14 protein-coding genes are annotated in these 16,033 nt (G+C 61.3%); 8 read left to right on the top strand and 6 right to left on the bottom strand.

What is annotated here, in order from left to right:
* Positions 1 to 77: 77 nt before the first annotated feature.
* Entirely contained in the window at positions 78 to 1,475 is a 1,398-nt protein-coding gene (locus FHU41_RS14050) for an MFS transporter (protein ID WP_179390485.1), read from the bottom strand.
* Between the two features lie 152 nt (positions 1,476 to 1,627).
* Positions 1,628 to 3,025, bottom strand: a complete 1,398-nt coding sequence (locus tag FHU41_RS14045) for an NAD(P)H-quinone dehydrogenase (protein ID WP_218847360.1) — start codon at positions 3,023 to 3,025, stop codon at positions 1,628 to 1,630.
* Positions 3,026 to 3,134: 109 nt separating this feature from the next.
* On the opposite strand from FHU41_RS14045, the gene FHU41_RS14040 reads away from it, so the two are divergent.
* From FHU41_RS14040 to FHU41_RS14025, 4 genes are read left to right on the top strand one after another with little or no spacing between them, the layout of a single operon-like run.
* Positions 3,135 to 3,941 carry a purine-nucleoside phosphorylase gene (locus tag FHU41_RS14040; RefSeq protein ID WP_425503314.1) on the top strand — a complete coding sequence of 269 codons (807 nt, stop codon included), beginning with the start codon at positions 3,135 to 3,137 and terminating at the stop codon, positions 3,939 to 3,941.
* 51 nt (positions 3,942 to 3,992) lie between these two features.
* Positions 3,993 to 5,765, top strand: coding sequence for a phospho-sugar mutase (locus tag FHU41_RS14035; protein WP_179390226.1), 1,773 nt, complete (start codon positions 3,993 to 3,995; stop codon positions 5,763 to 5,765).
* 12 nt (positions 5,766 to 5,777) lie between these two features.
* Positions 5,778 to 6,452, top strand: coding sequence for a deoxyribose-phosphate aldolase (gene deoC, locus FHU41_RS14030; protein ID WP_179390225.1), 675 nt, complete (start codon positions 5,778 to 5,780; stop codon positions 6,450 to 6,452).
* Positions 6,453 to 6,484: 32 nt separating this feature from the next.
* The gene (locus FHU41_RS14025) at positions 6,485 to 6,739 is read left to right on the top strand and encodes a hypothetical protein (RefSeq protein ID WP_218847231.1); all 255 of its coding nucleotides are present in this window, start codon (positions 6,485 to 6,487) and stop codon (positions 6,737 to 6,739) included.
* A 40-nt stretch (positions 6,740 to 6,779) separates the two neighbouring features.
* On the opposite strand, the gene FHU41_RS14020 is transcribed toward FHU41_RS14025, so the two are convergent.
* Positions 6,780 to 7,217: a DUF3052 domain-containing protein gene (locus FHU41_RS14020; protein ID WP_179390224.1), complete on the bottom strand. Its 438-nt coding sequence runs from the start codon at positions 7,215 to 7,217 to the stop codon at positions 6,780 to 6,782.
* A gap of 250 nt (positions 7,218 to 7,467) precedes the next feature.
* Here FHU41_RS14020 and FHU41_RS14015 point away from each other — a divergent pair, with 250 nt between their 5' ends.
* Complete coding sequence (locus FHU41_RS14015; RefSeq protein WP_179390483.1) at positions 7,468 to 8,760, top strand: MFS transporter; 1,293 nt, start codon at positions 7,468 to 7,470, stop codon at positions 8,758 to 8,760.
* 35 nt (positions 8,761 to 8,795) lie between these two features.
* On the opposite strand, the gene FHU41_RS14010 is transcribed toward FHU41_RS14015, so the two are convergent.
* Positions 8,796 to 9,731, bottom strand: coding sequence for a LysR family transcriptional regulator (locus FHU41_RS14010; RefSeq protein WP_246279622.1), 936 nt, complete (start codon positions 9,729 to 9,731; stop codon positions 8,796 to 8,798).
* Between the two features lie 100 nt (positions 9,732 to 9,831).
* Here FHU41_RS14010 and mmsB point away from each other — a divergent pair, with 100 nt between their 5' ends.
* On the top strand, positions 9,832 to 10,752 hold the full coding sequence (gene mmsB, locus FHU41_RS14005; RefSeq protein WP_179390223.1) for a 3-hydroxyisobutyrate dehydrogenase: 921 nt from the start codon (positions 9,832 to 9,834) through the stop codon (positions 10,750 to 10,752).
* 94 nt (positions 10,753 to 10,846) lie between these two features.
* Here mmsB and FHU41_RS14000 read toward each other — a convergent pair whose 3' ends face one another.
* Positions 10,847 to 11,266: a hypothetical protein gene (locus FHU41_RS14000; RefSeq protein ID WP_179390222.1), complete on the bottom strand. Its 420-nt coding sequence runs from the start codon at positions 11,264 to 11,266 to the stop codon at positions 10,847 to 10,849.
* A gap of 86 nt (positions 11,267 to 11,352) precedes the next feature.
* Entirely contained in the window at positions 11,353 to 14,964 is a 3,612-nt protein-coding gene (gene mfd / locus FHU41_RS13995) for a transcription-repair coupling factor (RefSeq protein WP_179390221.1), read from the bottom strand.
* Between the two features lie 224 nt (positions 14,965 to 15,188).
* Between mfd and FHU41_RS13990 the strand changes: the two genes are divergently transcribed.
* Both FHU41_RS13990 and FHU41_RS13985 read left to right on the top strand, forming a co-directional pair.
* Positions 15,189 to 15,686 (top strand): DUF2505 domain-containing protein, encoded by a 498-nt coding sequence (locus FHU41_RS13990; protein WP_179390220.1) that lies wholly within the window; start codon positions 15,189 to 15,191, stop codon positions 15,684 to 15,686.
* Positions 15,683 to 15,907, top strand: a complete 225-nt coding sequence (locus FHU41_RS13985; RefSeq protein ID WP_179390219.1) for an SCO4848 family membrane protein — start codon at positions 15,683 to 15,685, stop codon at positions 15,905 to 15,907. The genes FHU41_RS13990 and FHU41_RS13985 overlap by 4 nt, the downstream gene beginning before the upstream one ends.
* Positions 15,908 to 16,033 lie beyond the last annotated feature (126 nt).

Raw genomic sequence — 16,033 nt, 5'->3', positions numbered from 1 at the left:
ACTCCGCGAGTGTGGAGATCTGCACCTTATGACCCGTTCATAAGGTGCAGATCTCCACACTCGCTGGTGGTTAAGGGCTAAGAGCTCTGTTCGATCAGGTCCGCATCTTTGGTTTCCTTGGAGAGGAACAATGCCAGCAGGGTCAGCAGAGCCATTGCACTGAGGTAAACGCCCACCAGCCAGGTGCTGCCGTGTGCGGCTTGCCAGAGCGCCACCGCAATAAACGGAGCCACCGCGGCACCCAGGATGCTGGAGAGGTTGTAGCTGACCGCTGAGCCGGTATACCTGACATTGGTGGGAAAGAGCTCCGGCAAGAAGGCTCCCATCGGGCCGAAGGTCAGGCCCATTAGGGTGAAGCCGAGGATCAGCCAAGCCATCGCTCCGAAGAACCCACCGGCAACCAGCGGCACAAAGCACAGTCCAAAGACGAAGATCAGGATGGTAATCACCATAAGCGACTTCCGGCGACCATACTTTTCCGCGAGCGGACCGGCCACCAGGGTGAAAATTCCGAAGAAGACCACGCCCACAATAAGCATCAGCAGGAAGTCGTTTCGGGAGTATCCCAAGCCAGGGACAAAAGAATCGATAGCGGCCTGAGCCATTGGCTTACCACTCTTCACAGCGGCAGCCTTGGCGGCATCCAAGCTGGCCGCCGTGGTGCCAAAGGTCAGCGTGAAGGTGGTCATTAAATAGAACAGCACATAGGTCGCCAGCATGATGAAGGTGCCGAGGATTAGCTGGCGCCAACTGCTCCGGAAGACCCTGCCGATCGGCAATTTGGAAACCTCGCCCTGCTCCACGATCTTCTGGAAGGCCGGAGTCTCCACCAGCTTGAGCCGGACGTAAAGACCGATAATCACCATCACGGCACTAGCCAGGAAGGGAATCCGCCAGCCCCAGGCCGCAAAGGCATCCGCGGAAAGTGTCAGGTTGAGCACCAGGAACAGAACATTGGCGATGATGAAGCCAATAGGGGCACCCAACTGCGGAAAGGTCCCGTAGATCGCTCGTTTGTTCTTCGGCGCATTCTCGGTGGCCAGCAGTGCCGCTCCACTCCACTCGCCGCCCAGCGCCAGACCTTGAGCGAACCGCAGCACGACGAGCAAGGCCGGGGCCCAGAAGGTCCAGCCAGCAACCTGCGCGGTGGGTAGGCAACCAATCAGAAAGGTCGCTATGCCCATCGTGAGCAGCGACGCGATCAGGGTGCCCTTCCGGCCAATCCGATCACCGAAATGGCCGAAGATCACCGAACCGATCGGCCTGGCGACAAAAGCCACGCCAAAGACCGCGAAGGAGCTCAAAAGTTGGGTGACGCCGTCGGCATTGGGGAAGAAAATCTTGGGGAAGACTAGAACGGCCGCCGTGGCGTAAACGTAGAAGTCGTAGAACTCGATCGAAGTGCCAACCAGGCTGGCCACAATGACTCGCCCTCGCGTATTGGCTTTAGGAATAACAACATCCGTCGCTGACATGGTTAGGTGCTTTCCGCTAAAGGCAGGCTCACCCGTTCCCCTAGACATCCCGTGCAGCCTGCCGCGTCCTCAATGATCTTGTCATCGTAGACCCGGAGGGCGGGCATTTCTCCATTAGCTGGACGGCGAGTCCACTATGTGAACAATCTCCGCTACATGTGGACGTGCAGGCGGCGGGCAGCTTCGGAGATCGAGCCGGAGAGCGAGGGGTACACCGTGAAGGTGGAAGCCACATCATCCACGTGCATCTTCTGGGTCACCGCGAGCGCGATGGGGAAGATCAGCTCGGAGGCATTTGCACCAACAACTACCCCACCGATCACCGTGCCGGAGCCTTTCCGGGCGATGATCTTGACGAACCCGTCAGTGGTGCCGCGCATCTTTGCCCGGGCATTGGTGCGCAGCGGCAGTTTGATCACATCGCCTTGATAACGATCTGCGATCACATCGGCTTCCGAAACACCCACCGAAGCGATTTCCGGCGAGGTGAAAATATTGGAAGCCACCTGCATAAGTTTGATCGGCCGCAGCCCGTCGCCCAGCAAATGTGCCATGGCGATTCGCCCCTGCATGGCTGCCACCGAAGCAAGCGCCAGCACGCCGGTGCAGTCCCCCGCCGCGTAGACATTGGAGGCCGTAGTGCGGGAGACGCCGTCGACCCTAATGTGACCGGTCTCGGTGAGCTGCACGCCCGCGTTTTCCAGACCAATTCCCTCGGTATTGGGGATCGAGCCCACGCAGACCAGGCAATGCGTTCCGGTGACCTGGCGACCATCGGACAGGGTGACCAGCACACCGTCCTCGGTACGCTCCACCGAGTCCGCGCGGGATCGTGAAAGCACCGTCATGCCGCGCCGAGCAAACACATCTTCCAGCACCTGAGCGGCGTCGGAATCCTCACCCGGCAAAACCTGGTCCCGGGAGGAGATCAGCGTGACCCGCGAACCCAGCCCGTCATAAGCCGAGGCAAATTCGGCGCCGGTCACCCCGGAACCAATCACGATCAACTCACGCGGCAATTCGGTGAGTGAATAAATCTGGGCCCAATTCAGAATGCGCTCGCCGTCCGGCTTAGCGGAGGGCAACTCACGCGGATGCGCACCGACGGCGAGCAGCACCGAGTCCGCTGTCACGGTCTCGACGCCGTCCTCCCCCGTCACCTCAATGGTGTGTCCATCGAGCATTCGGCCTTCGCCGATGATGATCCGGACTCCGAGTTTTTCCAGCCCGGCCTTAATATCGGCGGACTGCTCGCGGGCCAGGCCCAGCAAACGGTCGTTGACCTGCTTCATATCCGCGCGCATCAGCGGCACGCAATCTCCCCCGTCCACGTCGAACCGGACGCCCAGGTCGCTCGCCCCGGCGAAGCGGTTCATCACATCGGCCGTGGCGATCAGAGTCTTGGACGGCACCACATCGGTCAGCACGGCGGAACCGCCCAGGCCGTTGCGCTCGATAATGGTCACTCGGGCTCCGAGGGAGGCGGCTACTGTCGCCGCTTCATAGCCACCGGGCCCGCCACCCAGAATTGCCAGCGAGGGAAGATGCAGATCATTTTGAAGGGTCACAGTCCACTATTCTCGCCCATCCGGCGGCCCGCACCAAGCCTGGACACTCCTTTACATACTCCTGACCCGGCTCTGCCGGTATGTTATGACGGTGAGCAATTTTCAGGAAGCATTCGACGCCGCCGCCGAAGCGGCCAATTACATCGCCGAACAGACCGGCGTCCCGCAGCACGACGTAGCGCTGGTATTAGGTTCGGGCTGGGGTGCAGCGGCCGATCTCATCGGTGAGACCACGGCTACCCTGCAAGCCACCGACGTCCCAGGATTCTCTGCGCCAGCAGTGGCCGGACACGTCGGCACCATCCGCTCGGTGCTGACAAAAGAGGGCAAACGCGCGCTCGTACTTGGCGCCCGCACTCACTACTACGAGGGCAAGGGCGTCCGGGCGGTAGTACACGGCGTCCGCACCGCTGCGGCCACCGGCGCAAAGACACTGGTGTTGACCAATGGCTGTGGCGGGCTCAACCCGGCGTGGACCCCAGGCACCCCGGTATTGATCAGCGACCACATCAACCTGACCGCGGCCTCCCCACTGGAGGGTGCCACCTTCGTGGACCTGACGGATCTGTACTCCTCGCGACTGCGCGATCTGGCTCGAGAGGTCGACCCTTCCTTGGATGAAGGCATTTACGCTCAGTTCACCGGCCCGCACTACGAAACCCCGGCCGAAGTGCAGTACGCCAAGCACATCGGCGCCAGTCTGGTGGGCATGTCCACGGCGCTGGAAGCCATCGCGGCGCGACACGTTGGTATGGAGGTCTTCGGCATCTCCCTGGTGACCAATCTGGCGGCCGGAATCTCCGATACTCCACTAAGCCACCAGGAGGTTATCGAGGCTGGTGAAGCCGCAGGTCCACGGATCTCCGCGCTGCTGGCCGAGATCATCGGACGGCTCTAATAGCTTCAGTTCAACGAATTGTTTCGGCGTGAAGCACGATAGGTTAGAACCATGAGTCCCCTCGACCCCCAGCTCCTCAAGAGTGCCCAAGAATGGGCGGATGCCGATCCGGATCCCGCAACAGCAGGCGAATTGCGAGCATTGCTCGAAGCGGCTGAGGCGCACGACGTCGATCCAGATTTGGCTGCCCAAGCCCACCAGGAGCTCCAAGACGCCTTCGCCGGCACCCTTCAGTTTGGTACCGCCGGGCTACGAGCAGCACTGGGCGCCGGTCCGAACCGGATGAACCGGGTGGTGGTACGTCGGGCGGCCGCCGGACTAGCCGCTTTCTTATTGGAGCAGGCAGCTCAGGCTTCCGAAGCTTACCGGCCACGCGCCGTCGTCGGCTTCGACGCCCGACACAATTCCGATATCTTCGCCCAGGAAACGGCAGCAATCTTCACGGCAGCGGGGATCGAGACCTTTTTGATGCCCTCAGCCCTGCCTACCCCGCTGCTCGCCTTCGCGGTGCGCGCACTCGGTTGCGAGGGTGGCGTGATGGTCACCGCCAGCCACAACCCACCACAGGACAACGGCTATAAGGTCTACCTTGGCGGACGGGCGGTGGAAGAATCCGGCCGCGGTTCACAGATCGTGGCTCCTTTCGATGCCCTGATTGCCGCCAAAATCACCGCGGTTGGCGAACTGAGTTCCATCCAGCTAGCCGATTCCGGCTGGCAGAGCGTGCCGACCGAGCTGATCGCCGGCTACCGTCAAGGACTCGTCGAACTGCTCAAACAGGAAGCGTTCCCGGCCCGCGAGCTAAAGATCGTGTTGACGCCGATGCATGGGGTGGGCGGGGAGACCGCCGAGCAGGTGCTGCGGGCCGGTGGATTCCAGGACGTCACCCTGGTCACCGCCCAAGCCGCACCCGATCCCGATTTCCCTACTGTGGCTTTCCCTAACCCCGAAGAGCCGGGCGCCTTGGACTTGGCTTTGCAGACCGCAGCCGAGGTTGGCGCGGATATCGTGCTGGCCAACGACCCCGACGCCGACCGAGCCGCAGTGGCCGCACTGGACCCGAGCAGCGGATCCTGGCGGATGCTTCGCGGTGATGAGGTAGGAGCCTTACTGGGCGCCCATATTGTCGCCCGATTGGATGCCGGCCGAGCCAAAGGCGGCCAGCCGGATACTTCCGGCTCCCGCGGGGTGTTCGCTAATTCCATCGTTTCCTCCCGCCTGCTGGCCAAGATCGCCGAAGCCAATGGCTTCGGCCATGTCCAGACGCTCACCGGATTCAAGTGGATCTCCCGGGTTCCCGGCCTGACTTATGGCTATGAAGAGGCACTTGGTTACTGTGTGGCTCCGTCTCTGGTGCGAGATAAGGATGGCATTTCCGCCGCCCTGCTGCTCGCCGAGTTTGCCGCCGATGCCAAAGCCGCTGGTCGCAGTATCTTCGACACCCTGGACGAGCTGGCGTTGCGTCACGGCTTGCATGCCTCCGATCAGCTCAGCGTTCGGGTGGCTGATCTTGGACTGCTAGGCGCGATGATGAATAGGCTACGGGAGCACCCGCCGCAGAGTTTCGGTGGCTCGGCAGTAGAAACCTCGGTGGATCTTGCGGTCGGCAGTGAGAGCCTGCCGCCGACGGATGGCTTGTTGTATTTGACTCGGGACGGCAGCCGGGTGATCATTCGCCCCAGCGGGACCGAGCCGAAATTGAAGTGCTACCTCGAGGTGATCGTGCCGGTGGAATCAGCGGCCGATGCCCAGCAATCCCGGCGTAAGGCCAGGGCAGCGCTCGACGCCGTGCTGGACGATGTGCGCGAGGCCCTGGGACTCTGAGAGAATCAGTGCATGACTGAGAATCTGGCCCCGTTCATCGACCATACGCTGTTGAAGCCGGAGGCCTCTCAGACCGATATCCTTCGGGTCTGCGCCGAGGCCGTGCAGTACGGTTTCAAATCGGTCTGCGTCAACCCGGTGTGGATCAAGACGGTACACAATGCCTTGCGTGATTCCTCCGTGCTAAGTTGCTCGGTGGTCGGTTTCCCGCTGGGCGCTACCCCCACCGATGTCAAGGTCTTCGAAGCTCGCGGGGCGACGCTGGACGGTGCCGATGAGGTGGATATGGTGATCAATATTGCCGCCGCCCGGGCCGGAGACAAGGGTGCCCTGGTCGATGACATCGCTGCCGTTGCCGAGGCGGTACACGCCGGTGGCGCCATTTTGAAGGTCATTATCGAAACTTCGCTGCTCAGCGATGAGCAGAAGGTGCTGGCCTGTCAGGCAGCCGTTGAGGCTGGGGCGGATTTCGTCAAAACCTCCACTGGCTTCAATGGCGGTGGAGCCACCGCCGAGGACGTCGCCCTGATGCGTTCGGTGGTCGGGCCTTCTATCGGTGTCAAAGCTTCCGGTGGGGTGCGTAGCCGTGAGGACGCCGAGGCTATGATCGCCGCAGGGGCCAGCCGAATCGGTGCCAGCTCCGGCATTGCGATCGTCACCGGTGGTACCGGTACCAGCTCGTATTAGAATTATCTCGACGTCGATTCCAGGAGGAAATTTTGTCATACCAAGAACCTGAGCGGGAGAACAGCCTGCTCTCCTCAATCCTGCTTTTCCTGCTTTTCTTCGTCCTCTTCCTGGGCGGCATCGTGGCCTTCTCCTGGGGCACCTTGCAGAATGTCTGGCCGTTCGCCATCGGCCTTGGCTTGTTCTTCCTCTCCTTCTGGGTTCCGCAGACCTTCCTGGGCCGCTCGGACACCGGACGCAAGTCAATGGTGAAGACCGCCAAGCGGAAGCCCTCCGGCGAGTTCTAAACCGCACTGGCTCCTAGGCCGAGGCTGCGCATCTAAGTGCTCAGCCTCGGTTTTCTTTGCGTCGGACAAACTTCAAGCCCGACCAATCGTGATCCAGCGCGGCAACCTTCACATCAACCAGCCCCAAGGGCAAAAGCAGCTCACGCAATGAATTCTCGGTAATATCGCTGCGGTGCCCGGCCGCCTTCCGCGGCCAAGCGATCCAAAGCATTGCCCGGTCATCAAGTTCCAGAGCCAGTTTCGAGCTGGCGGCACGCAGAACTGTCAGTTCGCGAAAGAAGGCAAGTACGACGTCGGCTTCCGGGCTGTCCTCCGCCCTCACCTCGGTATCAAATTCGGTGACCTGTTCCGGTAGTCCCGGTAGTTCCCATCCTTCGGGTCGCCCGCTGAACCGCAGTCGATGGCCAGCCTTAATGCCGATTTTCCTCACCAGCGGCGTGCCGGAATAGCCGGCTGAGCCGGACTGATTGTTCGTCATGGCCACACCATACTGCACATTTTTGCGCAGTAGACGCGCAAAAGTCGCGCTTGATGCGCAAGGAACGAAACTGAATACTCCTAAACTAGAAGTGTGTTCCGCCTCACAATGGACAAAGCTGTTGTGGTGAGGTGATGCACCTGTAGCTACAGGGAGGTAGTCAGTGCCAAATAGCAGTCAAACCGCACCTATTCCATCGGGGGAAAGCACGGTCGGAGCAACCAAACAGAACGGGCTCAAGCGGGTGGTAATGGCCTCGATGGCCGGAACCGTTGTGGAGTGGTACGAATTCTTTCTCTACGCCACCGCGGCCACCCTGGTGTTCGGCAAGATCTTCTTCCCGGATACCGGCAATGTGCTGGATGGGATCATCAAAGCCTTTCTGACCTATGCCGTTGGTTTCGTAGCCCGCCCCATCGGCGGGGTGATATTTGGCCATTTCGGCGATAAGTACGGCCGTAAAAAACTGCTGCAATTCGCGATTATCCTGGTCGGCGTAACCACCTTCCTAATGGGCTGCCTGCCCACCTTCGGACAGGTTGGCTACCTGGCCCCGGTGTTCCTGATCATCTTGCGCTTCCTGCAGGGATTCGCGGTGGGCGGTGAATGGGGTGGTGCAGTCCTACTGGTGGCTGAGCACTCCCCCGACAAGGAACGCGGTTTCTGGGCCAGCTGGCCGCAAGCAGCGGTGCCGATGGGCAATATTATTGCCACCTTGGTGCTCCTGGTGCTCTCCGGCACCCTGAGCGCGGACGCCTTCCTGGCCTGGGGCTGGCGGGTGGGCTTCTGGCTCTCCGTGGTGATTGTCGCCGTCGGCTATTACATCCGCTCCCGGATCACCGACGCCCCCATTTTCCAGGAGGCCAAGCGCGAGCTAGAGGAGAATCAGAAGGCCGGCTACGGCGTCTTCCAGGTTTTCCGGCTTTACCCGCGCGGCGTCTTTACCGCAATGGGTCTACGCGTAGGCGAGAACATTCTCTACTACATGGTGGTGACCTTCTCCATCACCTATCTGAGTTCGCAGCTCAAGATGGTCACTTCCACCATTCTGATCTTGTTGCTAGGTGCGCATGTGCTGCATTTCATCGTGGTTCCCCTGGTGGGCCGTCTCACCGACACAATTGGGCGACGCCCGCTCTATGCGCTGGGAGCCGCGCTGATGATCGTTTGGGGCTTCATCTGCTTCCCGCTCTTTAACACCAAAAACGATTGGATCATCCTGCTCACGATCTGTCTGGGGCTAATGGTTCACGCGCTCATGTACGCGGGTCAGCCCGCCATTATGTCGGAGATGTTCCCCACCCGGATGCGGTACTCGGGTGTTTCGCTGGGGTACCAGGTGACCTCCATTGTGGCGGGTTCACTCGCTCCGGTGATCGCTACCTCGCTGTTGAATCAATTCGGCAGCTGGGTGCCCATCTCCATCTACATGGCAATCGCGGCGGTAATCACCTTGGTTGCCGTCTATTTCCTCCGCGAAACCAAGGGCTCTTCCTTGCGAGAACTGGATGAAGTGGATCGGCAGCGATTGGCTACGGCCTAGGCGGCACCTCTATCAGCGCTACTGTCGATGCTCTGTTATCGATGCTCTGTTATCGATGCTCTACTGTCGATGCCTGCGGCGCCTTTGCTCTGCAGAGCATCGATAGTGGCGGCCACCACGGGATTACGCATTGCCTCCTCCCGGACCACCGCCCAGTAGGACAAAGGATGCGCATATTCCTGGGCGAGCAGCCTCCGCAAGCCGGGACGCTGCTCGCCCAGGTAGCTGGGCAGCAGACCGATGCCCGCCCCGGCTTCGGTGGCGGCGACGTGGGCGAAGACGCTCGTGGAGTCGATGCCGCGGCGGCATTGCGGAAGGCTTTCGGTGGCCCGATCCAGATCGTCGATGCGCAGGGCTGACTCGATATAGAAATTAATCCGGTGCCCGGCCAGCTCCGGCAGGCCCTGTGGGGTGCCGAAACGGTCCAGATAGTCCTGGCTGGCGTAAAGTCCGAGCTCATAGTCCATCAGCCGTACGGCGATCGCCTTGTGTACGAACGGCTTGCCCACCACCACTTCCAGGTCCACCCCGGAACGATTCTGCCGGACTCGTTGGGTGGCGCTGATCAGCTCGACCGTGAGACCCGGATTTTGCTGTTGTAATCTAGCCAGCGCGGGCACCGCGAACTCGGTGGAAAAGGCATCCGGCGCCGCCACCCGGATCATCCCCTTCATCTCTCCGTCCTGGCTACGCTGTGCCAAGGACGCCAGCGCCCGCTCAATCTCTTCGGCGGTGGTCAAGGCTTGACGACCCAGGCCGGTGACCTCCCAGCCGGTGGGCGTGCGAACCAGGACCCGCCCACCCATCGCCTTCTCCAACGAGCGGATCCGCCGGGAAACGGTGGAATGGTTCACTCCCAACGCTTCACCGGCCGCGTTGTATCGACCTAGCCTGGCGACCGCCAGGAAAGTCATTAGGTCCTCGAGGTGTCGGTGTTCATCAAAGCCTTGCTCCATCCATACATTGTGCATTCATGCACAGGATGCTTGCAAGATTGGTTCTGTTTGTGCGTTGATCGGCATCTACGTCCGTCATAGAGTGGTTTTCATCACAGCGACTGAAGGAGGACTCGTGACGAATTACGGATGGATCGGCCTGGGAAATATGGGCGGACCGATGACGGCGAATCTGGTCAAGGCGGGCCACCGGGTACGGGCTTTTGATCTAAACCCCGAGGCCTGCGCCGCTGCCGCTGCTGAGGGCGTGGAGATCGTGGAGAACATCGCGGCCGCTGTGTTGGATGCCGAGGTGGTATTTACCATGCTGCCCAAGGGCGAACATGTGCGCAGCGTCTTTGACGGCCCGGAAGGAATCTGGGCCAATGCCAAGACCAGCACGCTGCTGGCGGATAGCTCCACGGTGGATATCGAGACCTCCCGCTTCTGCCATGAGCAATCCGCAGCCCGTGGATTCCGCTTCGTCGATTCCCCGGTCTCCGGGGGCATCAGCGGTGCCGCCGCCGGAACGCTGGCCTTCATGCTAGGCGGCGCGGACGACGCCGTCCGGGACGCCACCGGCTTTATCGAACCAATGTCCGGAAAAGTCATCGCAGCCGGCGCGGCCACTGCGGGTATTGCAGCCAAGATTTGCAATAACATGATGCTCTTCATCGATCTGATGGCCGCTTCCGAAGGTTCCCAGCTGGCCGAGCACCTCGGCTTGGACCCGCAGGTGTTCTGGGAGATCGCCTCGGTCTCCTCGGCTCGCTCCTGGGCCCAGCAGACCTGGTACCCGGTGCCCGGAATCGTGCCAACCTCGGCAGCCAATCACAACTTCGATGCCACTTTCCGCGTTGATCTGGCCCGGAAAGACATCGGGCTGGCCTTGCAGGCGGGGATCGCGACCGGCGTCAAGCTACCCGCCGCGGGCCTGGTTCGCGAGCACCTGGACGCACTGATCGACGAGGGACTCGCGGATAAGGATTGTTCGCTCATCGTCAAGCAGGTTTCCCCCGATGGCAGCGTCCGGGGTTACCTACCCGAAAGTTCCTAAGCACCGACCGGTGTGGGAGCTGAACGCTCGAAGGCGTCTCCTACCGCTCAGCACAGCGGCAGGAGACGCCCCGATGAAGGTGCGAGCCTCAAGGTTACTTGGAGCCGGTCTTAGCCCCCATCTCCTGCACCCCGGTCACGTTGTACGACTTATCGATCTGCACAATGATCTGGGTACCGTCGGTGCGCACCATATGAGCCTCGTAGACGCCATCCGAATCGGTCTCGACTCGCTGAATGGTCGCCGTCGGCTCCTTAGCCTTGGCCGCCGCGGTCACCTTGGTGGCCACATCCCCGGTGAGCAGTTGCTCATCGGTTCGCATCGGCTTTGAGGGATCGGTGTTGCCGTTCCCCTCCGGCGCTTGATTGCTTGGCTGCGTCGAGGAGGTGCTGGTACTGCTGCTGGTCGAGGGCGTCTCGGTTGCAGCGTTAGCCAGGGTGGCTCCGCCCGCTCCGAGCGCAATCACCGCAGCAACCCCGGCCCCGGTCAGGGCCAGTTTGGTTTTGTTCTCCATGGTGCTCCTTTGCTAGTTGCTTGAAACTCCATGGTTGAACCACCAACTGTGCCCGACTTAAGCCTGGTGTAGTCCTCCGCTGAGCATCAGGCCGGCGTCTCGGTGAAAATCGCATTCAGCACCTGTTCCGCCCACGCCAGGATTTCCGAATCCACCAGATCCCGTCCGCCAATCCGGGCGGTCTTTGGCTTGGGCACCAAGATCTGGGACAACGCGGGCTTCACCAAGGAGCCCGGATAGAGCCGCTTGACCCGCATCACCTTGGATTCCGGAAGGTCAGCCGGGGCGAACTTCACGAAGTTCCCCTGCACAGCGACGTCGCTCAGCCCCAGTTCGCGTGCGGCAACCCGGAAACGGGCGACGGCGATCAGGTTCAGTACCGCGGCCGGCGGCTCACCGTAACGATCGGTGAGTTCCTCGAGCACCTCGTCAATGGCTTCGGCGCTCTGTGCCGAGGCGAGTTTGCGATAAGCCTCCAGTCGAAGCCGCTCCCCCGGCACATAATCGTGTGGCAAGTGTGCGTTAACCGGTAGTTCGATTTTCATCTCCGTGGACTTATCATCGGTCTCACCACGGAAATCGGCCACGGCTTCGCCGACTAGTCGAATGTAGAGGTCGAAGCCCACTCCGGCGATATGGCCCGATTGTTCGCCACCCAGCAGATTGCCTGCGCCACGGATTTCCAAGTCTTTCAGCGCCAGTTGCATGCCAGCGCCCAACTCATTGTGCGCGGCCACCGCTTTGAGCCGCTCCAGGGCTACCTCGCCGAGTGGTTTCTCCGCCGGATACAGGAAGTAGGCATAGGCCCGTTCCCTTCCCCGGCCCACCCGGCCACGCAATTGATGCAATTGGGACAGGCCATATTTATCGGCCCCGTCCACGATCAGGGTGTTCGCGTTGGAGATATCCAAGCCGGTCTCGATGATCGTGGTGCAGACCAGTACATCGAATCGCTTCTCCCAGAAGTCCACGATGATCTGTTCCAGCCGTGATTCGCTCATCTGACCGTGTGCCACCGCGATCCTCGCTTCCGGCACCAATTGCTGCACATGCGCGGCGATCCGCTCGATGGAGGATACCCGGTTGTGCACGAAGAACACCTGGCCTTCACGCATTAATTCGCGACGGATCGCCGCGGAGGTCTGCTTATCGGTATAGGGACCGACGTAGGTCAGCACCGGATGCCGTTCCTCGGGCGGGGTCGCAAGCGTCGAGGTCTCGCGGATGCCGGTGAGGGACATTTCCAGGGTGCGCGGGATCGGCGTGGCACTCATCGCCAGCACGTCCACATTGGTGCGCATCTTTTTGAGCTGTTCCTTGTGTTCGACGCCGAAGCGCTGCTCCTCGTCGACAATCACTAAGCCGAGGTCCTTGAAGCGGAAGTCTTTGGAAAGCAATCGGTGGGTTCCGATCACCAGATCCACCGAACCATTGGCCACGCCCTCAGCAGTTTCCTTGGCTTCCTTACCAGCCTGGAAACGGGAAAGCGGCTTGACCCGCACCGGAAAGCCGGAGAAACGCTCAGTGAACGTCTCGTAGTGCTGCTGCGCTAACAGCGTGGTCGGCACCAACACGGCGACCTGCTTACCATCCTGGATCGCCTTGAAAGCCGCGCGCACCGCGATCTCGGTCTTGCCGTAACCGACGTCCCCGGAGACCAGTCGGTCCATCGGGATTTCCCGCTCCATATCGGCTTTGACCTCATTGATCGTGGTTAGCTGATCGGGGGTCTCCACATAGGGGAAAGCCTCCTCCAGCTCTCGCTGCCATGGGGTGTCCGGGGCGAAGGCGTGCCCCTTGGAGGCCATCCTGGCCGAATAAAGCCTGATCAGCTCACCGGCGATCTCCTTGACCGCGCGGCGAGCCTTGTTCTTAGTGGAGGCCCAGTCGGAGCCACCCATCTTGCTCAGTGCGGGGGTGTCCCCGCCCACATAGGCGGTGATCTGATCGAGTTGATCGGTGGGCACAAAGAGCTTATCCCCGGGTGCTCCGCGCTTTGCCGGTGCGTATTCCAGCACCAAGTATTCGCGGCTGCCCTCGGTCCCGGCCACCCGGCGCTGAATCAGCTCCACAAATCGGCCGATGCCGTGCTGCTCATGCACCACTGAGTCTCCGGCCCGCAATTGCAGCGGGTCCACGGCATTGCGCCGTTTGGAGGGCATCTTGCGCATGTCCTTGGTGGAGGATGCGGAACTTTTACCCAGCAGATCGGCTTCGGTCAGCAGACCCAGTTTCAAACCGTCCAGCACAAAACCATGTCCGACGGCGGCAGTGGTCACCTCGATGATTCCGGGCTGTGGCTCGGAATCAAGGGAATCGACCCGGCTGGCCGGGATATCCGCATCATGGAAAAGCTCCGCCAGCCGCTGCGCGGGACCGGGACCATCGGTGGCCACCACAACGCGCCATTGGTCCTTAATCCGACCACCGATGAAGTCGAGCATTTCGGCGACATTGCCCTGATAACCTCGTGGCTCCCGCGCCGGGATGCTCAGCACATCCAGCTCCGGGTTCAATTCGGCATCGGTACCCAGCGCTGAAACCGACCACCAACTTGCCCCGGCCAATAGAGCCGAACTGCGGGTATCCGTCAGGGAGGCGAAGCTAGCACTGGCCAACTGCTGATTGAGCCCACCCACATCGAGTGGCGCCGTACCGCCGTCGGAAGCTGTGGACCACGCTGCCTCCAGGAACTCTTCATTCGTCGCTTCCAGATCGTGTGCCCGGCCGCGCACGCGCTCCGGTTCCAGCACCACGACGATCGATCCGGGCGGCAGTTCGGAGACTACCGGGACCATCCGGTCCACCAGAACCGGGGTGAGCGATTCCATTCCTTCCACAGCAATGCCGCCGGCGATCTTCTCCAGCATGGCCGCCGCTGCCGGGAACTGGTCCTTGAGTTTGGCCGCCCGGGATTGCACGGCAGCAGTGATCAGCAGCTCCCGGCAGGGTGGGGCGTACAGCGATTCGGGATGGCTGATGGTTCCGCTCACCGAGGTCAGCGAGCGCTGATCGGCCACCGCGAACCAACGCATCGAGTCAACTTCGTCGCCGAAGAATTCGACCCGGATCGGATGATCGTCGGTGGGTGGGAAAACGTCGATAATTCCGCCGCGAACCGCGAACTCACCGCGGTGGGTGACCATATCCACCCGGGCGTAGGCAGCATCGGCGAGTTTACGTACTACCTCGTCAAAGGCAATCTGCTGGCCGAGCCGTAGCTCCACCGGCTCCAGCTCGCCCAGGCCCGCGACGATGGGTTGCACGACGGCCCGGATCGGCGCCACCACTACCTTCAGCTGCGGGTCCCGCTTCAGGCGGCGCAGCACCGCGAGTCGTCGTCCCACGGTGTCCGAACGTGGCGAGAGTCGCTCATGCGGCAACGTCTCCCAACTGGGAAAATCCACCACGGTCTCGTCCGGGAGATAGGCCCGCAAGGCTTGGACCAGATCTTCGCTCTCCCGCGAGGTTGCCGTCACCACGAGTAGCACGCCGGGGCTGGAAGCTGTTTGGCCCTCGATCGAGCTGGCCTCCGGCATGGCCTCGGCGATCTCAGCGAGCAGCGGGGCACGGAGGCCATTCGGGGCGCCGATCTGCAGGTCGGTACTGCGCTGGGCATGTGCCCGGGCGGCCTCCCGTCGGACCCTGGCAATGCTCGGTTCCTCGCGCAAGGAGCTGCGCAAACCATTCAGACCCATGGATTCTCCCCATCAGTTGGCAGCACCGGCAGAACGGCCAGCACAAAAGCCCGAAATTCCTAAGAACTCCGGGGTGATGCTTCCATCATATTCCGTCGAGTGTGGAGATCTGCACCTTATACCCCGGTCTTAACGTGTATATCTCCACACTCGGCGGGGGTTAGAGCGGGCCGTAAGATAGTTGAGAACGAAACCACGTGATTACCAAATGATTGAGGAGCACCATGGCCCTGTCCACGTCCGCGTCGTTATCCGCCGGAGTAGAGCAAGTCGTCGAACTGTTCAGCAGCGAAGACTTCGTCCGTCAGGTCAGCGAAGCCGCTGGGGGTACCTTGGAATCCTTCACGCTCACAGGAGACCGGGCGGCTGCCTTCAGCACCGTCTCGGTGCGCTCGATGCCAACCGATCGGCTTCCCGAGCTGGCGAAGAAGTTCGTTGGTGCCCGGCTGAACGTGCAGCAGCAGGAACAGTGGTCCGCGCCCGCGGCGGATGGTTCCCGCGAGGTACAGATCAGCGCCAAGATCTCCGGTGCGCCGGTGGAGGCCAAAGCCGTGCAGCGGATCGTGGCCGAAGGTGCCAGCACCAGGATCGAGCTGGAAGGCACCGTGACCTCCAGCATTCCGCTCTTCGGCAATAAGATCGTGCAAGCAGCCGAGCCCGCGCTGGCCAAGGCACTCAATCTGCAGGTCAGCGAAGCCCGGAAAGTGCTCGAGTCCGCATGAGCCTCCCTCCCTTTCTCAGCCTGGTTCTGATTCTCGCCGGACTATGGTCGTTGATCGTTTGGCCTCCCTTCCTGCGCAGGATTCTCAAGGATCCCCGCGCCCGCGACGAGTCCGGCAAGGCCACCAGATTCTTAATGGTGCATTTCATGCTGGTGAGCATCTCGATGATCCTTGGCTTGGCTACTGCGGTCATCGGCATCCGCACCCTCATCAACGGCTAACCTGATCAACCGCTAACCTCCTTGAGGGTTAGCCTGCGGGGGCGGGACAAAACCAGCTAAACTAGATCATGGTGCGCCGGGAAGTCTGGTCGGCAGTCATTTGCGAGCCCGAATCTTCCTGAGGAT

Source organism: Psychromicrobium silvestre (assembly GCF_013408295.1).
Taxonomy (GTDB): Bacteria; Actinomycetota; Actinomycetes; order Actinomycetales; family Micrococcaceae; genus Renibacterium; species Renibacterium silvestre.
Note: the sequence above shows the minus strand (reverse complement) of the source record. Positions and strands in the feature narration are given on the sequence as shown.